This is a genomic window from Polaribacter reichenbachii (assembly GCF_001975665.1).
Lineage (GTDB): Bacteria > Bacteroidota > Bacteroidia > Flavobacteriales > Flavobacteriaceae > Polaribacter > Polaribacter reichenbachii.
Map to the genome: position 1 here is coordinate 2,690,500 of NZ_CP019419.1, position 22,992 is coordinate 2,713,491.

20 protein-coding genes are annotated in these 22,992 nt (G+C 28.5%); 10 read left to right on the forward strand and 10 right to left on the reverse strand.

Going from position 1 to position 22,992, the window contains the following annotated elements; translation table 11 throughout:
* Position 1: 1 nt before the first annotated feature.
* The 6 genes from BW723_RS11290 to BW723_RS18165 all read left to right on the forward strand — a co-directional run bounded on the left by BW723_RS11290 (position 2) and on the right by BW723_RS18165 (position 4,905).
* Positions 2-622 (forward strand): toxin-antitoxin system YwqK family antitoxin, encoded by a 621-nt coding sequence (locus BW723_RS11290; protein ID WP_068364778.1) that lies wholly within the window; start codon positions 2-4, stop codon positions 620-622.
* A complete protein-coding gene (locus tag BW723_RS11295; RefSeq protein ID WP_394372174.1) occupies positions 600-1,262 on the forward strand; it encodes an SCO family protein in 663 nt (220 codons plus the stop codon). The genes BW723_RS11290 and BW723_RS11295 overlap by 23 nt, the downstream gene beginning before the upstream one ends.
* Positions 1,263-1,453: 191 nt before the next feature.
* Positions 1,454-2,551 carry a YHYH protein gene (locus tag BW723_RS11300; protein ID WP_068364775.1) on the forward strand — a complete coding sequence of 366 codons (1,098 nt, stop codon included), beginning with the start codon at positions 1,454-1,456 and terminating at the stop codon, positions 2,549-2,551.
* A 167-nt stretch (positions 2,552-2,718) separates the two neighbouring features.
* Positions 2,719-4,125, forward strand: a complete 1,407-nt coding sequence (locus BW723_RS11305) for a CotH kinase family protein (protein WP_226789178.1) — start codon at positions 2,719-2,721, stop codon at positions 4,123-4,125.
* 253 nt (positions 4,126-4,378) lie between these two features.
* Entirely contained in the window at positions 4,379-4,546 is a 168-nt protein-coding gene (locus BW723_RS17750) for a hypothetical protein (protein WP_157578337.1), read from the forward strand.
* A gap of 11 nt (positions 4,547-4,557) precedes the next feature.
* Positions 4,558-4,905, forward strand: a complete 348-nt coding sequence (locus BW723_RS18165; RefSeq protein WP_367889222.1) for a DUF481 domain-containing protein — start codon at positions 4,558-4,560, stop codon at positions 4,903-4,905.
* Positions 4,906-4,964: 59 nt separating this feature from the next.
* On the opposite strand, the gene murB is transcribed toward BW723_RS18165, so the two are convergent.
* The gene (gene murB, locus BW723_RS11315; RefSeq protein ID WP_068364770.1) at positions 4,965-5,975 is read right to left on the reverse strand and encodes a UDP-N-acetylmuramate dehydrogenase; all 1,011 of its coding nucleotides are present in this window, start codon (positions 5,973-5,975) and stop codon (positions 4,965-4,967) included.
* Positions 5,976-6,038: 63 nt separating this feature from the next.
* Positions 6,039-7,229 carry a pyridoxal phosphate-dependent aminotransferase gene (locus tag BW723_RS11320; RefSeq protein ID WP_068364767.1) on the reverse strand — a complete coding sequence of 397 codons (1,191 nt, stop codon included), beginning with the start codon at positions 7,227-7,229 and terminating at the stop codon, positions 6,039-6,041.
* A gap of 154 nt (positions 7,230-7,383) precedes the next feature.
* Here BW723_RS11320 and BW723_RS11325 point away from each other — a divergent pair, with 154 nt between their 5' ends.
* Positions 7,384-8,724 (forward strand): aspartyl protease family protein, encoded by a 1,341-nt coding sequence (locus BW723_RS11325; protein ID WP_175335433.1) that lies wholly within the window; start codon positions 7,384-7,386, stop codon positions 8,722-8,724.
* Here BW723_RS11325 and BW723_RS11330 read toward each other — a convergent pair.
* Together BW723_RS11330 and BW723_RS11335 are read right to left on the reverse strand one after the other, a co-directional pair.
* The gene (locus BW723_RS11330; protein ID WP_068364762.1) at positions 8,721-9,125 is read right to left on the reverse strand and encodes a DUF1573 domain-containing protein; all 405 of its coding nucleotides are present in this window, start codon (positions 9,123-9,125) and stop codon (positions 8,721-8,723) included. The two genes, BW723_RS11325 and BW723_RS11330, sit on opposite strands and share 4 nt — an antisense overlap.
* 7 nt (positions 9,126-9,132) lie before the next feature.
* Positions 9,133-9,495: a DUF1573 domain-containing protein gene (locus BW723_RS11335; protein WP_068364759.1), complete on the reverse strand. Its 363-nt coding sequence runs from the start codon at positions 9,493-9,495 to the stop codon at positions 9,133-9,135.
* 108 nt (positions 9,496-9,603) lie between these two features.
* On the opposite strand from BW723_RS11335, the gene BW723_RS11340 reads away from it, so the two are divergent.
* Both BW723_RS11340 and BW723_RS11345 read left to right on the forward strand, forming a co-directional pair.
* Positions 9,604-12,252: a valine--tRNA ligase gene (locus tag BW723_RS11340; RefSeq protein WP_068364756.1), complete on the forward strand. Its 2,649-nt coding sequence runs from the start codon at positions 9,604-9,606 to the stop codon at positions 12,250-12,252.
* A 184-nt stretch (positions 12,253-12,436) separates the two neighbouring features.
* Positions 12,437-13,303 (forward strand): OmpA/MotB family protein, encoded by an 867-nt coding sequence (locus tag BW723_RS11345; protein ID WP_068364753.1) that lies wholly within the window; start codon positions 12,437-12,439, stop codon positions 13,301-13,303.
* Between the two features lie 96 nt (positions 13,304-13,399).
* On the opposite strand, the gene BW723_RS11350 is transcribed toward BW723_RS11345, so the two are convergent.
* From BW723_RS11350 to BW723_RS11375, 6 genes are all read right to left on the reverse strand, one after another.
* A complete protein-coding gene (locus tag BW723_RS11350) occupies positions 13,400-13,864 on the reverse strand; it encodes a hypothetical protein (RefSeq protein ID WP_068364750.1) in 465 nt (154 codons plus the stop codon).
* Positions 13,865-14,086: 222 nt separating this feature from the next.
* Positions 14,087-15,082 carry an aldo/keto reductase gene (locus tag BW723_RS11355; protein WP_068364747.1) on the reverse strand — a complete coding sequence of 332 codons (996 nt, stop codon included), beginning with the start codon at positions 15,080-15,082 and terminating at the stop codon, positions 14,087-14,089.
* A 389-nt stretch (positions 15,083-15,471) separates the two neighbouring features.
* A complete protein-coding gene (locus tag BW723_RS11360; RefSeq protein WP_068364745.1) occupies positions 15,472-18,369 on the reverse strand; it encodes an FAD-binding and (Fe-S)-binding domain-containing protein in 2,898 nt (965 codons plus the stop codon).
* Positions 18,370-18,567: 198 nt separating this feature from the next.
* Positions 18,568-19,545 carry a permease gene (locus tag BW723_RS11365; RefSeq protein ID WP_068364742.1) on the reverse strand — a complete coding sequence of 326 codons (978 nt, stop codon included), beginning with the start codon at positions 19,543-19,545 and terminating at the stop codon, positions 18,568-18,570.
* 17 nt (positions 19,546-19,562) lie between these two features.
* The gene (locus BW723_RS11370) at positions 19,563-19,799 is read right to left on the reverse strand and encodes a thioredoxin family protein (RefSeq protein WP_068364740.1); all 237 of its coding nucleotides are present in this window, start codon (positions 19,797-19,799) and stop codon (positions 19,563-19,565) included.
* 50 nt (positions 19,800-19,849) lie between these two features.
* Positions 19,850-20,155: an ArsR/SmtB family transcription factor gene (locus BW723_RS11375; protein WP_068364738.1), complete on the reverse strand. Its 306-nt coding sequence runs from the start codon at positions 20,153-20,155 to the stop codon at positions 19,850-19,852.
* A 225-nt stretch (positions 20,156-20,380) separates the two neighbouring features.
* Here BW723_RS11375 and BW723_RS11380 point away from each other — a divergent pair, with 225 nt between their 5' ends.
* Complete coding sequence (locus tag BW723_RS11380) at positions 20,381-22,870, forward strand: M14 family zinc carboxypeptidase (RefSeq protein WP_175335432.1); 2,490 nt, start codon at positions 20,381-20,383, stop codon at positions 22,868-22,870.
* The last annotated feature ends 122 nt before the right edge of the window (positions 22,871-22,992 follow it).

Here is a 22,992-nt window from a genome sequence, read left to right on the forward strand (position 1 = left end):
AATGAAAAATATCATCTTATCTTTATGTGTAGTAACTTTTTATTGTCTGGGATGCAATTCTGTATCTGATACTAAAAAAGAAGAATTAAAACCTATAGAAAAAGTAGTAATTAATTCTTTTACTATTCATAAAGATAGTTTAGTTTTAAATGGTAATCAGGGCAATTGGTATTATAAAAACAAACTTTTTTCTGGTTATGCTGTAAAATATTATCCAAATAATTCTTTAAAAGAAAAAATAGGATTTTTTAACGGAAAAAAGCAAAACGAATACAGACAATGGTTTGCAAATGGAGTTTTAAAATTAGAATCACATTATAATCAGAATGTGTTAGTTGGTAGTTATAAAACTTGGTGGAATAATGATGTTTTAGCCTCTGAAGTCAATTACTTAAAAGGTAAAAAGCAAGGTGTTGAACTAAAATGGTTTAAAGACGGAACATTATCAAGAAAAAGAAATTTGGTAGATGGTAGAGAAGAAGGTTTGCAAAAAGCTTGGCTAGAAAACGGAAAGTTGTATGTAAATTATGAAGCTAAAAACGGAAGAGTTTTCGGAATGAAAAGAGCAAACTCTTGTTATCAACTTAAAAACGAAAAGATTGAAGAAAGTAAAAAAATATAGTTTTTTAATGATTGCTTTTCTTTTTTTTATAGGATGTAAAAAGCAAAATAACAAAACATTTACAAGTAGAGTTAGTGAGTTACCTTATTATAATGAAGCTTCATTTACACCAAAATGGATTGCTTCAAATTCTGATGAATTAAAGAAATTTCATAAAATTCCTGATTTTGAATTTATCAACCAAAATGGAGAAACTATCACCCAAAAAATTTTCGAAAATAAGATTTATGTCACAGATTTTTTCTTTACAACTTGCCCTGGCATTTGCCCAATGATGACAAAAAATATGCATCTAGTTCAAGAAGCTTTTAAAAATGATGATACAGTTTTAATGCTTTCTCATTCAGTTACACCAACAATAGATTCTGTGCCACAATTAAAAAAATATGCAATAGATAAAAATATTGGTAAGAATTGGCATTTAGTTACAGGTAATAAAAAAGAAATTTACGATTTAGGTAGAACTGCTTATTTTGTAGAAAATGATTTAGGAGAGCCAAAAGGAATAAACGATTTTTTGCACACCGAAAATTTTATTTTAGTTGATAAAAATAAACACATAAGAGGTATTTACAACGGATTAAATAAAAACTCAGTAAAACAATTAATTGCAGATATAAAAGCATTAAAAAAAGAATAAACATTTAAATTTGGTTGATTTGAATAAAAGGCTTCTAACTTCGGTTTGAAGCCTTTTTTTATTTTTTATTAAAGAAGAACAAGTTTTTAAAATGGATTGCATCTAAAAAACAAAACAATATAAAATTAAAACTAAGAATACAGTTTAAAACTATTTTACATTAAAGCTGTACTCTATAAAAACATTTAAAAATGATAAAAAAAGTAGTTTTAGCAATAACTTCAGTAATCACCTTAGCAAGTTGTAAAAGTCAGCATTCACATTCGCATTCACATGCAGATCAAGAGCACACACATCAGCAGCAAGATTATTTTAAATCGTACAGTTTAGAAGATGAGAATTACGGAACTAAAACTGTAGTTACCGTAAAAAATGGTAAAAGAATTATGACCACAAATGCATTACCAAATCACAAAACTGGTAATTTTCCAAGAAAAGGAAATCCGAATACAATTTCTGCACAAAACAGAATATATACATTTTCTACAAATCCTAAATTTATAGGAAAGCCAACTTGGGTTAGAGAACCAGGTGTTGCTTTAAATGGAGTAAAATTTGAGCCAGGTACAGCAGAAGTTGTAGAATGTGAAACCGGAGAAAACTATAGAGTAGAAGCACTGCAAGATGTTATTAATTTAGGTTTAGATTTTAATCACGCACATGTGCAACCTACAGGCGCTTATCATTATCACGGAACTCCAACTTCTGTAATCGAAAAATTTGATACAGGTAATGATTTAGTTCATGTAGGTTTTGCTCAAGATGGTTTTGCTATGTATTATTCAAAAAGTGGTAAATACAAACCAAGTTACAAATTGTTAGATGGCAAAAGAGAAGGCGAAGATTGTGTATATGAAAATCCGAAGCAAAAAATAGATATTTCTGTTGGAGGTCATCATGACGGAACTTACGGTTCTGATTTTGAATATGTAGCTGGTTCTGGTGATTTAGATGAATGCAATGGAATTACAATTAATGGTGAATATATCTATTTAGTTACCAACGAGTTTCCTTATGTAAGTCGTTGTTTAATGGGGCAAGTAGAACAGCAAGAAATAAGAGGTTCAGAAAATAGGCAACAACCAGAATCAAGACCCAGAAATAACCAACGTTTAAGTCCGGCAGAATTGTTTTCGAGAATGGATAAAAATAGAGATAATAAACTCTCTAAACAAGAATTTAAAGGATCTTTAGCGAGTCAATTTACAAAATTAGATACAAATAAGGATCGTTTTTTATCTAAAGAAGAATTAGAAAAAGGTATTCAGAAAATAGAGCAAAGAAAGTAACAAATTCAATTCAGTAATTTTTTAAGAACTTTTTTCTCCTACGAAAAATATTTGTTTTTTGTTAAAATTAAGTTAATGAGCACAAGTAATTAAAAAAACAATCATCTAAAATTCTATAAATAAAACTAAAAATTAGTCAGAGATTAAATTTATAAATTATGAAAATTATGAAAACAAAATTGTTATCAGCATTAATAATACTTGTCATTTTTTCTTGTTCTAGTGATGAGGTTACAGATGTAAATGGTGATACAACAACAGAAGATACTCTAGAAGTTGAGGTAGATGATACAGATTTTGAACCAATTGATTGGACAACAGAAACACACAGTAAAGATGTTGATCCCAATATAGAAGAAGTATTTGAAGATAATACTGTAAAAAGATTAGACTTTGTAATATCTGAAAACAATTGGCAAAGTATGTTAGCAGATATGACTTCTTTATATGGAACTTTTGGTACAGGAAGAGGTTCTTTTTCTGATGATGATGATGATCCAATTTTTGTACCAGGTCAAGTGTTTTACGAAGGTATAGAATGGTATAAAGTTGGTTTACGTTTTAAAGGAAATTCAAGTTTAGCATCTTCATGGTCTAATGGAATTTTAAAATTATCTTTTAAACTAGATTTTGATGAATTTGAAGATGATTATCCTCAAATTAAAAATCAACGTTTCTACGGATTTAAAAAATTAAGCCTTAAAAATAATTATGATGATGAATCTTTAGTAAGAGAAAAAGTTGCAACAGATGTATTTAGAAATGCAGGTTTAGCAGCTTCACATACTGCTTTTTATACGCTTTATGTAGATTATGGTGATGGACCCCAATATTTTGGATTATACACTTTGGTAGAAGAAGTAGACGATACTGTTTTAGAAACACAATTTACATCTGATGAAGAAGGGAACCTATACAAACCAGATGGAGATGCAGCAACTTTTGCTAGTGGAACTTATGATGAAGATGAGTATGTTAAGAAAAATAACGAAGACGAAGCAGACTTTACAGATGTAACTAATCTATTAACAGTTTTACATGATGAATCAAGAACAACAGACCCAGAAACTTGGAGAACAAGTTTAGATGCAGTTTTTGATACAGATGTTTTTCTTAAATATTTAGCTGTAAATACTGTAATTCAGAATTGGGATACTTATGGTAGAATGACGCATAATTATTATTTATACAATTACCCAGAAACCAGTAAATTAACTTGGATTCCTTGGGATAATAATGAAGCATTAAAAACGGGTAATCAACAAGGGGCTTTACCATTAAATTTTTCAGGCCTAAGTTCTACCAGTTGGCCATTAATTGGCTATTTATATCAAGATGAAGTATATAAAGCAAAATATGATGATTATGTACAAGAAACTATAGATGGCCCATTTAATGAAACTACAATGCAAGATTTATACACAAATTATCAAACTTTATTAGAAGAATATGCAACATCAGAAGTTTCTGGCTATTCATTTTTAAATAGTAGCTCAAGTTTTTACTCTGCAATAAGTACATTAAAAGCACACGTAACTTCAAGAAAATCTGCAGTAGAAGCTTATTTAAATTAAAATTCTAAATACTTATAAAAAAAACTAATTAGAGTTTATAATTTTGTGAAAAAGGTATTACAAATATTTTAAATTTTAAAAGTTGTACTATAATGTTTTGGGGAATATTATAATACAAATACAATGTCTTATCATTAATGATGAGGCATTTTTTTTGATTTTTTAACAAATTAAGTAGAAGTTTAATTCGATGTTGGCATCTAAATATTTGTAACAATTGTATAACTCAAATCTAATTTTAAAGCGATTTATTATGTTGAAAGATGTCGAAAAAATAATTGAAAATTTTAAGCCAATTACTTTAAAAGAAATGAATAGTGTTGTTTTAATGAAAAGAACAGATACAAAGTTTGTGGTGAATAAAAGTCAATTAATTTCCATTTTAGATTTCAGTTTGATGCAAAGTACAAACATGAAATAAATAACTTTACAATAGGGTATAGGTTACGCTATCAAAATAAAAATGAATTAGGTGTTTCTTATGATGAAGGAGATTATAGCAAAACAAACATTCGTTTTAAAACTTCTTTAGCCTATAATTTTTCTAATTGGAAACTAGATCCAAAATTTTCTGCAGAAATATTTAATAAATTTCAAGAAGATGAAGAAAACGGATTTAGTAAGTACAGACTAACTTTAGGCACAGATTATAAAATTAAAAATTTCGGAGAATTATGCATATTTTATAGATATGAAAGGGAATTAAACGAAGATTATCCTGATTTGAAAAATATTCTTGGTTTAAAATATACGTATAGTTTTAAACGCAAAAAGAAATAAAAATTTGAATTTGGTTGATTTGATTAAAAGGTTTCTTACTTCGGTTTGAGGTCATATTTTTATTTAATAATATTTACCTCTATTTCTAAACTAATTTTAAATTGTTCTAAAATTGTTTGCTGAATTTTTTTAGCAAGCTGATAAATTTCTTTCCCAGAAGCATTACCATAATTTACCAAAACCAAAGCTTGTTTTTCGTGAACTCCAAAATTACCAAAACGTTTTCCTTTAAAACCAGCTTTTTCTATTAACCAACCTGCAGGAACTTTTATTTCATTTTCAGAAATTGTATAACTAGGTATTTTTGGATATTTTTTTTGAAGTTCTAAAAAAGCACTTTTATCTATTACTGGATTTTTAAAAAAACTACCACTATTTCCTATTTCTTTTGGATCAGGAAGTTTCGATTTTCTGATAGCAATAACAGCATCAGAAATATTTTTTAAACTAGGTTTTTCTATTTTTTTTGATGCCAATTCAGTTTCAATAGCACCATAAGAAGTATTAAGTTGATGCTCGTTTTTCGTTAATTTAAAACTTACAGAAGTAATAATATATTTCCCTTTTACTTCATTTTTAAAAATTGAATTTCGATAACCAAAATTGCATTCATCATTTGCAAAAGAAACTAGTTTTTGAGTTTCTATTTCTAAGGCTTCAACTTTGGTAATTGTATCTTTAACTTCAACACCATAAGCGCCAATATTTTGAATTGGACAAGTACCTACATTACCTGGAATTAAAGATAAATTCTCAATTCCGCCATAATTTTGGCCCACACACCATAAAACAAATTCGTGCCAATTTTCGCCAGCATTTACAGTAATGTACGCATTATTATCATCTTCATTATCAATAGAAATTCCATTAATATCTATATGTATAACTAATTTTTCAATGTCTTTGGTTAACAACATATTAGAACCACCAGAAATTAAAAAAATGTCTTTTTCTGTTTTTAACAATTGCTGTAATTGATACACAGAATCTACAGAAATAAAACGTTTTGCAGTAACATCAATACCAAAAGTATTGTAGTTTTTTAAAGATATATTATGTTGAATTTTCATAAATAATAGAGAATAAAAAATTGAGTGTAGTTAAAAAACAGCAACTACACTGAACATAAATATTTATGAATTATATTGTTTTAAAGCTTCGCCTAAAATTTTTACAGATGTAATTAAATCTTCATTTTTTAAAACATAAGCCATTCTAATTTGATTTTTTCCTTCGCCTTCAGTAGAATAAAATCCACTTGCAGGTGCAACCATTACAGTTTCGTTATTCAAATTAAATTTTTCTAACAACCATTGTGCAAAATCATCAGTATCTGTAACAGGTAATTCTGCAACACAATAAAATGCACCTTTTGGATTGGCAACTTTTACACCATCAATTTTTTTAAGTTCAGTAACTAAAGTATTTCTTCTTTCTACATATTCTGCTTTTACATCATCAAAATATTGCTGAGGTGTATCTAAAGCAGCTTCACTTGCAATTAAAGCATAAGTTGGCGGACTCAATCTTGCTTGTGCAAACTTAATGGCAGTTTTTATAAAGGCATCATTTTTAGAAACAATACAACCAATTCTTGCACCACACATACTATAACGTTTAGAAACAGAGTCTATTACAATAGCGTTTTGTTCTATGCCATCTAAAGATAAAACTGATGTATGTTGTAAGCCATCATAAGCAAACTCTCTATAAACTTCATCAGCAATTAAAAATAAATCGTGTTTTAATACAATTTTTTTTAGTTTTTCAATTTCTTCTTGAGAGTATAAATAACCTGTTGGGTTCCCAGGATTACAAATTAAAATAGCTTTGGTTTTTTTAGTAATTAGCTTTTCAAAATCTTCAATTTTTGGCAAAGCAAAATTATCTTCAATTTTAGAAATTACAGGTACAACTGTAACTCCAGAAGCTTTAGAAAAACCATTATAATTAGCATAAAAAGGCTCAGGAATTATAATTTCATCACCAGGATCTGTAATGCTCCCCATTGTAAATAATAACGCTTCAGAACCACCAGTAGTAACCACAATATTATTTTCTGTTACATTTATTTGATGTTGTGCATAGTAATTTGCAAGTTTAGTTCTATAGATTTCTGAACCTTCAGAACGTGCATAAGATAATGTTTCTATATCGTTATTTTTAACAGCATCTAAAGCTACTTGAGGTGTTTTAATATCTGGCTGTCCAATATTTAAATGATAAACTTTTGTTCCTCTTTTTTTTGCATCTTCAGCATAAGGTACCAATTTACGAATTGGCGATTCTGGCATTTGTAAACCTTTTTCAGAAATTAATGGCATAATAAGTGTTACTTTAATTTAGATACAAAGTTGCAAAATATATTTTATATCTCCATTTTAATTTAAGATTCTTTAATTGAATAAATAATTATTAAATATTATTTAAAATTTGATCATAAAATTGTATATTCATTATTATTCTAATTTGTTTTTTTTGAAAAAAATATTCTTCATTTTATTTATTCTATTTCAATGCTTTTCTTCGGATATTAATGCGCAAGATGAATTTCGTTTTATAAATAATTACCAAAAAAAACAGCAAATATCTTTTAAATTAATCAATAATTTAATTGTGATTCCTTTAGAAATTAATGGTAAAAAGTTGTCTTTTATTTTAGATTCAGGTGTAAGTAAAACCATACTTTTTAACATTACTAAAAATGATAGTATTGGTTTAAATAATGTAGAAAAAGTTGAATTACTTGGTCTTGGAAATGGTGAATCTGTAAATGCGTTATTGTCTAAAAATAACAAAGTAAGTGTTAAGAATTTGGTGAATTATAATGAAACATTATACGTAATTTTAAAAGATTATTTTGATTTATCGAGTAAAATGGGAATTACAATTCACGGAATTTTAGGTTATGATTTATTGAAAAATTTTATTGTAAAAATTAATTACAAGCATAAAAAAATTGAGTTTTATAATCCGAAGAAATACAAGTATAGGAAATGTAAAAAGTGCGAAGTTTTTCCGCTTCAATTTTATCGAAAAAAACCATACATAAATGTACAGCTTCAATTAGATACTGATAACAAAGAGCTTGTTGATGTTAAACTTTTAATTGATTCTGGTGGTAGTGATGCCATTTGGTTATTTGAAGATACAAATGAGAAAATTAAAACACCCAAACTTTTTTTTAATGATATTTTAGGTGAAGGTTTAAGCGGACCTATTTTGGGTAAACGAAGTAGAATTTCTAAAATAAAATTAAAATCTTTTGAATTAGAAAACCCAACAGTATCTTTCTTAGATTCTCTTTCTACAAGCAATGCAAGGAAATTTAAAGGTAGAAATGGTAGTATAGGTGCAGGTATACTAAAAAGGTTTGTTGTTTGGTTCGATTATCCTAATAAACAAATAACTCTCAAAAAAAATGGTTCGTTTACTAAAGACTTTAACTATAATATGAGCGGATTAGATATAGTTTATAGTGGCAAACAATTAGTAAGGCAAGAAAAGTTAACGCGTAATATAGATGGTTATAATCAAAATGTGAGAACAAATAATTCTGTAAGCTTTATTACAAGTTTTTCTTACAGATTTAGGCCATCATTTAAAATAAAGCACGTGGTTCCAGAATCTCCTGCAGCAAAAGCAGGTTTATTAAAAGATGATGTTATTTTAAAAATTAATGGTATACCATCACATAGTTTTACATTAAGTAAAATTAATCAAATCTTTCAAGAAAGAGATCAGAAAAAAATAAGAATTCTGGTAGATAGAAATGGTCAAAAAATAAAATTTGAATTTCGATTAGAAAAGAAAGTTTAGCTATCAGAAAGTAAACTTTTCTCTTTTTCTAAAGAAATTTCTTTATTTACACTTCCTTTAATTCGAATTATTTTTCTTGGGTTTTTAGCGTTAGAAAAAATAGTAATAGATTTAGAGAAACCACCAACTCTTCTAGTATCATAAGAAACTTTAATTTCTCCTTTTTCACCAGGCATAATAGGCTTTTCTGGCTTTTTCGGTACTGTACAACCACAAGAAGATTTAATATCTTTAATAATTAATGGTTTATTACCAACGTTCGTAAATTCAAAAACTCTTTCTCCATTAGAACCTTTATCAATTTTACCATAATTAATACTTTCTGTCTCAAATTTAAACTCTTGAGCAGATGTTGCAAAACTGATAAATCCTATAAATAATAATGTAAAAAATGCTTTCATAATATTTTTATTTACTGATGAAACCTTTTATTTTAATTCGTTTTATTGCTTCTTTTGCATTAGAAAAAATAATAATTTCTTTAGAAAAACCTCCCAATTTAGAAGTGTCATATTCTACTGTTAAGGTCATTTTTTCTCCAGGCATAATTGGTTTTTCTGGTTTTTTAGGAACTGCGCAATCACAAGATGTTTTAATATCTTTTATAATTAAAGGAGCATCACCAATATTGGTGAACTCAAAAATGCGTTTTCCATCATCACCTTTTTTAATTTTTCCGTAATTAATAATCTCTTTTTTAAACTCAAATTCCTGTGCAGAAACTTTTAAGCTTAAGAAGAATATCAATAAAAAAAATAAACCTTTATGCATATTACAAATTTACAATTTTTAAAAACATAAAATAATCAATCACTAATTTTCTCTAGAAAAAAGAGAATTGTATTTTTGCCAACTATATATCAAAAAGGATACCAAAGTATGACAATTCCATCTAAATATGATGCAAGTAAAGTAGAAGATAAATGGTATGATTACTGGATGAAAAATAACTATTTTCATTCAACACCAGATGAAAGAGAGCCTTACACAATTGTAATTCCACCACCAAATGTAACAGGGGTTTTACACATGGGGCATATGCTAAATAATACCATACAAGATGTCTTAATAAGACGTGCACGTTTGTTGGGTAAAAATGCTTGTTGGGTTCCTGGAACAGATCACGCATCTATTGCAACAGAAGCAAAAGTTGTTGCCAAATTAAAAGAACAAGGAATTAGCAAAAGCGATTTAACTCGTGAAGAATTTTTGCAACACGCTTTCGATTGGAAAGATGAATATGGAGGAATTATTCTAGAACAATTAAAAAAGTTAGGTGCTTCTTGTGATTGGGAAAGAACAGCGTTTACAATGGATCCAGAAATGTCTGAATCTGTAATTAAAGTTTTTGTTGATTTATATAACAAAGGTTTAATTTACAGAGGTTTTAGAATGGTAAACTGGGATCCTGAAGCAAAAACTACACTTTCTGATGAAGAAGTAATTCACGAAGAAAGACAAGGAAACTTATACTATTTAGAATATAAAATAGAAGGTTCTGATGATACTTTAACCATTGCAACAACAAGACCAGAAACTATTTTTGGTGATACTGCAATTTGTATCAACCCAAATGATGAACGTTTCACGCATTTAAAAGGGAAGAAAGCAATAGTGCCTTTATGTGGAAGAATTATTCCTATTATAGAAGATGAATATGTAGATCTTGAATTTGGTACGGGTTGTTTAAAAGTAACTCCTGCTCACGATGAAAATGATAAAAATTTAGGAGACAAACACAATTTAGAAGTTATCGATATTTTTAATGATGATGCTTCTTTAAATGCTTTCGGATTACATTATCAAGGAAAAGACAGATTTGTAGTTCGTGCAGAAATTGCCAAAGAACTAGAAGAAAAAGGAATTTTAGTAAAAACTGAAGTTCACACCAACAAAGTGGGTACTTCAGAAAGAACAAAAGCAGTTATAGAACCAAGATTATCTGATCAATGGTTTTTAAAAATGACAGATTTGGCTAAACCTGCAATTAAAGCGGTTTTAGGTGATGATACTGACATTAATTTATATCCAAAGAAATTCGAAAATACCTATCGTCATTGGATGGAAAATGTGCGTGATTGGAACATTTCTCGTCAACTTTGGTGGGGGCAGCAAATTCCTGCTTACTACTATATTTCTGCCAATTCTAATGGTCAGAAAGAATTTGTAGTTGCAGAAAGTAAAGAAAAAGCATTAAAATTGGCTTGGAAACAATCTAATGATTATGAGTTAACTGTAGATGATTTAACGCAAGATGAAGATGCTTTAGATACTTGGTTTTCTTCTTGGTTATGGCCAATGTCTGTTTTTGATGGAATTAGAAATCCAGAAAACGAAGAAATTAAATATTATTACCCAACAAACGACTTAGTTACTGGGCCAGATATTTTATTTTTCTGGGTAGCTAGAATGATTGTTGCTGGTTACGAATATAAAGGAGAAAGACCTTTTAATAATGTTTATTTAACGGGTTTAGTTAGAGATAAACAAAGACGTAAAATGTCTAAATCTTTAGGGAATTCGCCAGATGCATTAAAATTAATTGATGATTATGGAGCAGATGGAGTAAGAGTTGGTCTTTTGTTAAGTTCTGCTGCTGGTAACGATTTAATGTTCGATGAAGATCTTTGTCAGCAAGGAAAAGGTTTTGCCAATAAAATTTGGAATGCTTTTCGTTTGATAAAAGGATGGGAAGTTGCTGCTAGTTTACCACAACCAGAAACCGCTAAAATTGGATTGGCTTGGTACGAAGCGAAGTTTCAAAAAACGTTGACAGAGATAGAAGATCATTTTTCTAAATATCGTTTATCTGATGCTTTAATGGCAATTTATAAATTAATAAATGACGATTTTTCGTCTTGGTTATTAGAGATTGTAAAACCTGCATATCAACAACCAATAGATAAAATTACTTATGATGCAATTATAAAAGTTTTAGAAGATAATCTAAAAGTTTTACATCCTTTTATGCCATTTTTAACGGAAGAAATCTGGCAATTTATTTCAAAAAGAACATCAGAAGAAGCTTTAATTATTGCTAAATATCCAGAACAAAAAGAATTCAATTCAGCAATTATTACTGATTTTGAATTTGCAACAGGTGTAGTTTCTGGAATTAGAACCATCAGAAAAGAAAAAAATATTTCTTTTAAAGATGCAATTGAATTATTTGTGGTTGATGCAGAAAAGAATTCAAAAGAGTTTGATGTAGTTATCCAAAAATTAACAAATACAGCAACAATTAATTATGCTTCAGAAAAAGTAGCAGGAGCATCTTTTAGAGTAAAATCTAATGAATATTTTGTGCCAATTTCTGCTGCTAATATTGATGTTGAAGCTGAAATTAAAAAATTAGAAGCCGAATTGAAAAGGGCAGAAGGTTTCTTATTTGGTATTTCTAAAAAATTATCAAACGAACGTTTTGTAGCTAATGCACCAGAAAAGGTTATTGCTTTAGAACGTAAAAAAGAAGCTGATACTTTAGCTAAAATTGAAACAATAAAAAGTAGTTTAGGTTCGCTTAAATAAATTTTTATCAAATTTATATAAATTATAAGTCTATGAAAACTAGTTTTTTATAGGCTTTTTTTTGTGCTTTTAAAATATATTAAATTTTTTAGGTAGGGTAAATTAAAAGTGGGTTGTTATACCTATAGAGAACTATTAAATAACCCAATAGCCTTTTTGGCTATATAACTTAAATTAATAAATTATGAGAAAATTAATTATTCCTGTTGTAGCAATTTCTTTATTAGCAACATCTTGTGTATCTAAAAAAAAGTATGTTGAATTAGAGAATCAGTTGATAGATACAAAAGGGAATCTTCAAAAAACAACGATTGAAAAAGAGGCATTAGAAAATAAATTTGCTACTATAGAAAAAAGAGTAGCAAAATATAATGAGAAAATTAATTCTTTAACAAGCGATAATGCTTCATTACAAAACGAAAATGATGTAAAATTAGATATGGTTGGTAATACAGCTGTAATTTCTAATAATACAAAAGAATTAATGATGAAAACTTTAGCAAAAGTAGATCCATCAGAATTAGCAAAAGCAAAAACATTAAAAGATTCTTTAAATTTAGCTATTTCTTATAATTTAAAAAATAAGATTAATACTGCAGATTTATATGGTTCTAATGATGTAAATATAGATATAGATCAAACTGTGGTTATGATTTCTGTTTCTGATAAATTATTATTTAATACTGCAAGTTATAGAGTTAAAAATCAGGCTTATGATTTAATCGAAAAATTAGCAACCATTATTAAATCTGAGCCAAGTATGGATGTAATGATAGAAGGCCACACAGATTCTAGAACAATTAGCAACGCAACTGTCCAAGATAATTGGGATTTAAGTGTAAAAAGAGCAACTTCTATTGTTAGGCTTTTAGAAAATAAATACAACATTGATGGTAGTAGACTAATTGCAGCAGGTAGAGGTTCTACAATGCCTTTAGTAGAAAATAATAGTAATGAAAATAGAGCAAAAAACAGAAGAACTAGAATTGTAATTTTACCAAATCTAGACAAATTCTTTGCTTTACTTGCAGAAGAAGAGGTTTTAGATTAGAAAGCGAAAATTTTATGTACAAAAAAAGAGAAGCAATCGCTTCTCTTTTTTTGTTTTTTTTAATTTATGCTTTTTTTTTAAGTGAACTATCATTTTTTATATTGTTGATGTTTGAGCTGTTGCAATAACTTTATCGTGATTTTTATAAAACATCATTACAACAAAAGAACCTACAAATGTTGATGCCATACCTTCTATTAATAAAGTGATAAAAATTTCTGGTACAGATAAATTACCACCTATTAAAAATGAATTTTCCATTACTAATAAAAATTCTGGATTTATAAATTCGATATAAGTAACAACACCTATAACTGAAAATATTACAGCTAAAGCAGAGGTTTGTAAACCCAAACCTAAATTGGTAATATAGTTTGTTTCTTTATTCACCTCAATGTTGGTTTTTACGGCTTGTCTAATTCCGTAAACTACAAACAATAAATTTAAAAATCTCAAATAAGGATTTTCTTGAAGGCCAAAGAGTTTAGATAAAAAGAATAAACCAGCAATAAGCGCTGTAATTAAAATTGCGTTTCTTAAAATAATATTTGTTTGTTTCATTTTGTTTATCTTTTTTAATTAAATATTAAACAAATATAAGAAAAAATATATTAACTTTTATTATAATTGTCTTAAAATTAGTTAATTATGTTTATGATTTAATTAAGATTAAAAAATAACATATAACTTCTTTAGTCAGTATCTTTTCTAAAGCTTAAATTTTTATTTTAATTGATCTGATATTTGGAATTAGATTTGTACATCAGTAATTAGAAATTCATTTTATAAAACAGCATTAATCTTAGTTAGTTCTTCATCAGAAAAAGTGGTGTTTTCAGTGGCTTTTAAACTATCTAATATTTGTGATGTTTTACTAGCACCAATTAAAACAGAAGTAATTCTATCATCTTTTAAAATCCAAGAAATTGCCATTTGTGCCAAATTTTGCTTTCTACTTTCTGCAATTTCATTTAATGCTTTAATTTTTGGCAACATTTCTAAAACTTTATCCGTTTTTAGATAACGACCATCTTTTACAGCTCTAGAATCTTTTGGCAAACCGTTAATGTATTTATTGGTTAACATACCCTGTGCTAATGGCGAAAAACAAATGGTACCAACTCCAGAATTGCCTAATAAATCTAACAAACCATCTTCTATCCATCTATCAAATAAACTATATCTAGGTTGATGTATTAAACAAGGTGTACCTAAATCTTCTAAAATTGTAAACGCTTCTGCAGCTCTGTCTGGTCTGTAATTGGATAAGCCAATATACAAAGCTTTACCTTGTCTTACAATTAAGTCTAGAGCGCCCATAGTTTCTTCTAAAGGTGTATTTTCATCTGGTCTATGATGATAAAAAATATCTACATAATCCAATTTCATTCTTTTTAAACTTTGATCTAAACTAGAGATTAAGTATTTTTTTGAACCGTAATTTCCATAAGGACCAGGCCACATATCATAACCTGCTTTAGATGATATTATTAATTCATCTCTATAACCACTAAAATCTTTCTTTAAAATTTTACCAAAAGTAGTTTCTGCAGAACCATAAGGTGGACCGTAATTATTTGCCAAATCAAAATGTGTAATTCCATTATCGAAAGCACATTTTAAAAGGTTTCTGGCATTTTTAAAATCGTCATTTTCTCCGAAATTATGCCATAATCCTAAAGAGAGTTCAGGCAATAACAATCCACTATTTCCTGTTCTTCTGTAATTCATTTTTTTATAGCGATTTTCATCAGCTACATATTTACTTTTTTTACTCATTTTTTATATATTTTTTTAATCGTAAAACAGCTAATAAGCTAATTATAGATTTAATTGTAAGTAAAATTTAGATTTTAACATTTGAGTTTTTTTAGCTACACTTGCCAAACTAAAATAGTTACTAAATAGACAATAAAAGTAATGTTATCAATATTATATTGTAAAGTTTTACTTTATCATCGGTAACGATTTTTACTAATTTTTTATGTAAAAAAATCGATTTCAAATCCTAACTTAACTTGTTTAGGTTAAATCTAAAAAGGATTAAAGTTTAAAAATACAAAACAAAAATTAATAGATTACGATACAATCTAAATTGCCAAAATTCACCAATCAATTTTTTTTTCATAATATAAGAATAGCAAAAAAAACTGAATAATTTTTTGTATTTATAGAAGTGCTTCTTTTAATAAGGTAATTGGGTGTTTTGCTATACGTTTTGTTCCATCAAAAATTTGATGTCTACAACTTGTACCAGCAGCAGCAATTTCTGTGTCTTCGCTACAATTTCTAACTTTAGGAAATAAAGTATCTTCACCTACTTGCATAGAAACTTTGTAGTGCTCTTTTTCGTAACCAAAAGAACCAGCCATTCCACAACAACCTGTATTTAAAACAGTAACTGAATAATTTTCTGGTAAACTCAGCATTTTAAAACTAGAAAAAGTACCAGACAATGCTTTTTGATGACAATGACCGTGAATTTTTAATGTCTTTTTTTCTGATGTAAAAAGGCTTTTATCAATATTTTCTTTTTCAATTTCTTTGGCTAAAAACTCTTCGAAAGTAAATGCGTTTTTTGCAATTTTTTCTGCGGATGTTTTATCGTCAGCTAACCTTAAATATTCGTCTCTAAAACTTAAAATTGCAGAAGGTTCAATACCAACCAGAGGAATATCATCAGAAATTAAATCTTTAAAAATGGCTACATTATTGTTGCAAATTGCTTTGGCCTCTCTTAAAAATCCTTTAGAAATATGGCTTCTTCCACTTTCATTGTGAGCAACAGTTTTTACTTCATAACCTAATTTTTCTAACAAGATTACAGCATCTTTCCCTATTTCTGCATCGTAATAATTAGTGAATTCATCATTGAATAAATACACCGCTTTTTTAGCAGATTTTGGTTGATATTTCTTTAACCAACTTTCTAAAGTCTGATTTGCTAATTTAGGCACAGAACGTTCTACTGCAACACCTAATACTTTTTTAGCAATTGTAGTATTAGTAAAAAAGTTAGTAATAGCAGGGAATTTGCTGCCTAATTTATTGTATTTTACATTATTCGCAAACATTTTACTTCGAAAAGAATAACCATTTGTTTCTTGGTATTGGTAAAGAAATTCGGCTTTCATACTAGCAATATCTACATTACTTGGGCATTCTGTAGCACAAGCTTTGCAACTTAAACAAAGATCTAAAACTTGTTTTAACTCTTTAGAATCGAATTTATTTATGGCTGTATTATTTGTTAAAACTTCTCGCAAAGTATTTGCTCTTGCTCTTGTAGTATCTTTTTCGTTTTTTGTAGCTCTATAACTTGGGCATAATGTTCCACCAGCTTCTACTGGTTTTCTACAATCTCCAGAACCATTACACTTTTCAGCTAATTTTAAAATACCTTCATCTTTAGAAAAATCTTGTAGCGTTTTAATTACAGGTTCTTCTCTGTCAATTTCATAACGTAGACTTTCATCCATTGCAAATGCGTCTGTAATTTTTCCTTGGTTAAAAACATTATTGGGGTCAAAAGCTTTTTTTATTCTTCTTAAAAGTTGATAATTATTATCGCCAATCATTAACGGAATAAATTCTGCTCTAACAATTCCATCTCCATGTTCGCCAGAAAAAGAACCCTTATATTTTTTTACTAATTCTGCGGTTTCTGTTGTAATTTTTCTGAAAAGAACAACATCTTCTGACTTTTTTAAATTTAAAATAGGACGTAAATGTAATTCTCCTGCACCTGCATGCGCATAATACACAGCATTTTGCTGGTATTTATCCATTATTTTGGTAAATTCTTCAATATAATTTGGCAAATCTTCTAAAGCAACAGCAGTATCTTCAATACAAGCAACCGCTTTTTTGTCGCCAACAATATTTGCCAAAGCACCTAAACCGGCTTTACGTAAATAATGCACTTTTGCAATATCTTTTCCATATACTTTTGGATGATGATAACCAAAGTTATTTTTCTTGAAATCTGCAATTAAATTATCAGCATAAATTTCTGCTTGTTCTATGGTATTTGCAGAAACTTCTAGCATTAAAACTGCTTCAGGATCTCCTTGTAAAAAGAAGCGATTTTCGGCTAATTTTCGGTTATCTTTTGTACAATCTAAAATGGTTTTATCCATTAATTCACAATTGTACAAGTTATGATTCATAGAAATTAAAGTAGCTTTTAAACTTTCGTTTATACTTGTAAAATGGCTACAAACCATAATGCTTTCTTTAGGAGCAATAGCATCTAGTTGTAGTGTAATTGATGTTGAAAAAGCCAATGTACCTTCGCTACCTGTTAAGAATTTGGCAACATTTATGGTAGCTTCATTACCACCAAATAAATCTGATTTTAAAAATTCATCTACAGCATAACCCGTACATCTTCTATGTATTTCTGGTTTCGGAAATTCGTTTTTAATTTCTTGCTGATTTTCTAAGGCTGATAACTCATCAAAAATAGCTTTGTATATTTTGCCTTCTTGAGTGTTTTCTTTTGTTTTTTTAATGAATTCTGCTGATGAAATTTCGTTAAAAGTAGCTGTGCTACCATCGCTTAAAATGGCATCAATAGATAAAACTTTGTCACGAGTTACTCCATATTTTATAGAAGTACTTCCAGAGGAATTGTTACCAACCATACCACCAATCATACATCTATTAGATGTTGAGGTGTTTGGTCCAAAAAATAATCCAAAAGGTTTTAAATATACATTTAAAGAATCTCTAACAACACCTGGTTGTAACGTAATGGTTTTTGCTTTTTCATCAAAAGAAATAATTTTTGTAAAATGTTTAGACACATCTACAACAATACCTTCTCCAACACATTGACCAGCAAGAGAGGTTCCTGCAGTTCTTGGTATTAATGTGATATTGTTTTTAGTAGCAAAATCGATTAAGATTTTAATGTCTTTTTCATTTTTAGGAAAAGCAACAGCTAACGGAATTTTTCTGTACACAGAAGCATCAGTTGCATATAAGGTTTTGTGTAAATTATCGAAAAGAACATCACCAGAAAGTGCGTTGTGTAAATCTTTTAAAACAGTATTATTAATCATCAAAAAAATAGTAAAAGAATCTAATTTACAAATATCAGCATAATAAATCTTTTAAAATAAAAATAAGAAAAACGATTCATTAATTTTATCAATTTGCTAAAAAACACTTTCATTTAATAACGATATTTATAAAGTTTTTGTATTTAGCTTAACTCAGATGTTTTTTATGAAAAGATACTTTAAGAAAATATGTAATTTTTATAGAATTAGATTGAAAAAATAACCAGATATGATAATACAAAGAGTTACCACACCAAAAAAGATGGCAATTAGTTTTAAAGACATTACTTTTTTTAATAGCATAGCTTCTGGCAAAGACAAGCCAACAACACCCATCATAAAAGCAATTGCTGTACCAATTGGTATTCCCTTTGCGACTAATACTTGTACAACTGGTAAAATTCCTGATGCGTTAGCATACATTGGCACAGCTAAAATAGTTGCAATGGGTACAGCAAACAGATTATCTTTGGCCATATATTGTTCAAAAAATCCTTCAGGAATATAGCCGTGCATTAATCCGCCAATGGCAATACCAATAATTACAAAAGGAATAATTCCTTTAAGAATTTTAATTACTTCTGCCCAGATTATTGGTAATCTTTGCGAAAAGCTTAATTGTTCTGCTTCGAATTTATCTTGTTCTCTTTGTGCATTTGCTAAAACTTCTTTGACCCAAGGAGTTAAAAAAGGTTCTAGTTTTAATTTTTGAAGAATTACACCAGAAATTGTACCCAGTAAAATTCCACTTAAAACATAAATAATTGTCATTTTAAATCCGAATAAACCTACAAACAAACCAATGGCAACCTCATTAACTAAAGGAGATGTAATTAAAAAAGCAAAGGTTACGCCTAATGGAATTCCTCCTCTTACAAAACCAATAAATAATGGAACTGAGGAACAAGAACAAAAAGGTGTTACCACACCAAAAAGACTTGCCATTAAATACTCTAAACCATACAATTTATTTCTAGAAAGATAATTTTTAACTTTGTCTATAGGGAAATAGCTATTTACAATTCCCATAAAAAAGATAACCACAAAAAGTAGTATTAAAATCTTTACTGTGTCGTAAATAAAGAAATTTAAAGCCTCTACTAAATGTTGTTCTTTTTCTAAATTTAGAACATCATAAACAAACCAATCTGCTATGTTTTGTATCCAATTAAACATAATTTAATCTGAGGTTGCTATTTTAAAAGTTCTAAAACCTCTGTTTTAGAAGGTATTCTACCTTTAATTGTAATTACATCATCAATTACTAAAGCAGGTGTACTCATTACGTTGTATTTCATAATCTCCATAATATCTTCTACTTTTTCAATGTTTGCATCAATATTGTTTTCAGAAACGACATCTTTAACAACTCCTGTCATAGTTTGACATTTAAGACAACCTGTTCCTAGAATTTTAATTATTTTACTCATAATATTTAAATTTGTTTATCGTAAATAGGCGATAATGTTTATAAAAAATATCAATCAAAAAATTGTTGAAATAATGATTTTGCTTTTTTCCAATTTTCTTGATGAATACAGTATTTTATTTTTGGTGGTTTTAATTCTCCTTGAATTAATCCCGCATTTTTTAATTCTTTTAAGTGCTGCGAAACTGTAGATTGTGCTAATGGAAAAATAGTAACCAAATCGCCTGTAAAACAACAAGATTGATTTTCTAAATGTTTTAAAATTGCAATGCGTGTAGGGTGTGCCAATGCTTTTGCAAATTTTGCTAAATCTGCTGTGTTTTGCTGATATTCTATTTGTTCTAAAGTTCGTTTCATATTTCTTATCGCAAATTTACGATGGGTGATTTAGCAGAAATCTGACTTTTATCAGTTATTATAGATTTTTTACGAGGATTGTTTTTTATTAGAATTCAAATCAAAATTCCCGAAATTATATTAAAAGCAAACTCTTAATATATTCTTAATACTTTGTTAAAGCAACGTTTATAAATTTAATGAATTCCTATATTTGGTTACTTATCAATTCAAATTCTAATCAACATGAAAAAATTTTTGCTTTTATTTTTCTTGAGTTCGCTTTCTATAGCTGCTCAAAAAGTAGATTTATCTTACTATTTACCCAAAAACACAACTTACAATACCAATATTCCTACTCCAGAATCTGTAATTGGTCATGAAGTAGGTGAGTGGCATATTACCCATGATAAATTAGTGGAGTATATGAAAGTTTTAGCTGCATCATCAGATCGAATTTCTATAGAAAATAGAGGTGAAACTTATGAAGACAGACCTTTGTTGTTACTTACAATTACATCCGCAGAAAATCATAAAAACTTAGAAAGTATTAGAGAAAAACATATTGAAGCTACCAATTCTAATGCTGTTGATGTTTCTAAAAATCCAATTGTAGTTTACCAAGGTTTTTCTATTCATGGTAATGAAGCAAGTGGTTCTAATGCAGCTTTAGCAGTGGCTTATTATTTGGCAGCAGCAGAAAATATTGATGATTTATTAAACAATGTTGTAATTCTTTTTGATCCTTCTTTAAATCCTGATGGGTTGCAACGTTTTGCATATTGGGCAAATACAAACAGAAGCGAAAATATTAACCCTGATCCTAATGACAGAGAATATTTTGAGATTTGGCCAAGAGGAAGAACCAATCATTATCAGTTTGATATGAATAGAGATTGGTTGCCAGTTCAATTGCCAGAAAGTACTGCAAGAATTGCAAGTTTTCATAAATGGTTACCAAATATCTTAACAGATCATCATGAAATGGGGAGCAATTCTAGCTTCTTTTTTCAACCAGGAATTCCAAGTAGAACAAATCCGTTAACACCACAAATGAATCAAGATTTAACTAGAGAAATTGCCACTTACCATGCAAAAGCTTTAGATGAAATAGGTTCTTTATATTATTCAGAAGAAGGTTTCGATGATTTCTATTATGGTAAAGGTTCTACTTTTCCAGACATAAATGGTAGTATAGGAATTTTGTTTGAGCAAGGTAGTTCTAGAGGGCACGCACAAGAAACTGTAAACGGAATTTTAACCTTTCCTTTTACCATCAGAAATCAATTTACTGCGGCATTATCTACTTTAGAAGCTGCAAAAAGTATGCGTGTTAAGATTTTAGAATATCAGCAAAGTTTTTATAAAGAATCTAGAAATACAGGTTTAAATAAAGCTGTTGTTTTTGGTGATGAAAAAGATGCTGCAAAAAGTTTTCATTTGGCAGAGGTAATGAAAAAACATAAAATTAAAATCCACGAATTAAAGGCTGATTTTACAGAAAATGGTAAAACCTTTAAAAAAGGATATAGTTATGTGGTGCCAATGAATCAGAAAAACCATCGTTTGGTAAAAGCAATGTTCGATGTTAGAACCAAGTTTAAAGATAGTTTGTTTTACGATGTTTCTGCTTGGACATTTAATCACGCATTTGGAGTTGATTATGCAGAGGATGTAGCAATTTCTAAAGCAGGAGCAGAAATTACAGATTTAAAAATGAAATCTGGTAATGTTTCATCTAAAAGTAATTATGGTTACTTATTACCTTGGAATGAGTTTTACACGCCAAAAGCCTTAAATACAATTTTACAAAAAGGAATAAGAGCAAAAGTTTCGATGAGAAATTTTAAAAATGGAGGTAATTCTTACGATTATGGAACTATTTTTATTCCGGTTCAAAATCAAAAATTGAATGCAACAGATTTATATAATTTTTTAAATAAAGTTGCTGATGAGAGCCATACAACAATAACAGGTGTTGCTACAGGTTTAAATGACGGAATTGATATGGGATCTAATAACTTTAGAAACATTACAAAGCCTAAAGTTGCAATGATTGTTGGTGATGGAGTTACAGGTAATGATACTGGAGAAATTTGGCATTTGTTTGACCAACGTTTTGATATGCATATTACACGTTTAGATACTAGAAATTTATCTAGAATGGATATTACAAAATACACACATATTGTAATACCAAGTAGTCGTTTAGAAAAATCGGCAATAGAAAAAATTAAAACTTGGGTTAAAAATGGTGGAGTAGTTGTTGGTTACAAAAACACTGCAAGTTGGTTAGCGAGTAATAAAATGATTAATTTAAGTTTTGATAAAACTAAAAGAGATTCAGTTAAGAACATTACTTTCGAAAACAAATCGTTGTTTTCTGGTGCACAAGTAATTGGTGGAGCTATTTTTGAAGCAAATATAGACAGATCTCATCCAATTAATTTTGGATATAAGAATGATAAAATAGCTTTATTTAGAAACTCTACAATGTTTTTAAAAGCGGATAAAAATAGTTATAATAATCCTATACAGTATACTGCAAAGCCTTTATTAAGTGGTTATATTTCTAAAGAAAATGCAAAAGTAATACCAAATACTGTACCTTTTAAAGTACAACGTTTTGGTAGAGGTAGAGTTATTGTTTTTACTGATAACACCAACTTTAGAGCATTTTGGTTTGGTACAAACAAATTATTAATGAACACTATTTTCTTTGGAAATATGATGTAGAATTTTAGTTAAGATGTCTTTTTTTATTGAGTTTGATAATATCAGTAAATCTTAATCGAGAAATAACACTTCAATAGAAAAGATAAAAAGTCGCAAAGTTTATAATTAAGCTTTGCGACTTT

What these genes read in the sequence shown, in the direction of transcription:
- BW723_RS11290 (WP_068364778.1), top strand. Translation starts at nt 2, where the DNA reads ATGAAAAATATCATCTTATCTTTATGTGTAGTAACTTTTTATTGTCTG.
- BW723_RS11300 (WP_068364775.1), top strand. Translation starts at nt 1,454, where the DNA reads ATGATAAAAAAAGTAGTTTTAGCAATAACTTCAGTAATCACCTTAGCA.
- BW723_RS11305 (WP_226789178.1), top strand. Translation starts at nt 2,719, where the DNA reads ATGAAAACAAAATTGTTATCAGCATTAATAATACTTGTCATTTTTTCT.
- BW723_RS17750 (WP_157578337.1), top strand. Translation starts at nt 4,379, where the DNA reads ATGTTGAAAGATGTCGAAAAAATAATTGAAAATTTTAAGCCAATTACT.
- murB (WP_068364770.1), bottom strand. Translation starts at nt 5,975, where the DNA reads ATGAAAATTCAACATAATATATCTTTAAAAAACTACAATACTTTTGGT.
- BW723_RS11320 (WP_068364767.1), bottom strand. Translation starts at nt 7,229, where the DNA reads ATGCCATTAATTTCTGAAAAAGGTTTACAAATGCCAGAATCGCCAATT.
- BW723_RS11330 (WP_068364762.1), bottom strand. Translation starts at nt 9,125, where the DNA reads ATGAAAGCATTTTTTACATTATTATTTATAGGATTTATCAGTTTTGCA.
- BW723_RS11335 (WP_068364759.1), bottom strand. Translation starts at nt 9,495, where the DNA reads ATGCATAAAGGTTTATTTTTTTTATTGATATTCTTCTTAAGCTTAAAA.
- BW723_RS11340 (WP_068364756.1), top strand. Translation starts at nt 9,604, where the DNA reads ATGACAATTCCATCTAAATATGATGCAAGTAAAGTAGAAGATAAATGG.
- BW723_RS11345 (WP_068364753.1), top strand. Translation starts at nt 12,437, where the DNA reads ATGAGAAAATTAATTATTCCTGTTGTAGCAATTTCTTTATTAGCAACA.
- BW723_RS11350 (WP_068364750.1), bottom strand. Translation starts at nt 13,864, where the DNA reads ATGAAACAAACAAATATTATTTTAAGAAACGCAATTTTAATTACAGCG.
- BW723_RS11355 (WP_068364747.1), bottom strand. Translation starts at nt 15,082, where the DNA reads ATGAGTAAAAAAAGTAAATATGTAGCTGATGAAAATCGCTATAAAAAA.
- BW723_RS11360 (WP_068364745.1), bottom strand. Translation starts at nt 18,369, where the DNA reads ATGATTAATAATACTGTTTTAAAAGATTTACACAACGCACTTTCTGGT.
- BW723_RS11365 (WP_068364742.1), bottom strand. Translation starts at nt 19,545, where the DNA reads ATGTTTAATTGGATACAAAACATAGCAGATTGGTTTGTTTATGATGTT.
- BW723_RS11370 (WP_068364740.1), bottom strand. Translation starts at nt 19,799, where the DNA reads ATGAGTAAAATAATTAAAATTCTAGGAACAGGTTGTCTTAAATGTCAA.
- BW723_RS11375 (WP_068364738.1), bottom strand. Translation starts at nt 20,155, where the DNA reads ATGAAACGAACTTTAGAACAAATAGAATATCAGCAAAACACAGCAGAT.
- BW723_RS11380 (WP_175335432.1), top strand. Translation starts at nt 20,381, where the DNA reads ATGAAAAAATTTTTGCTTTTATTTTTCTTGAGTTCGCTTTCTATAGCT.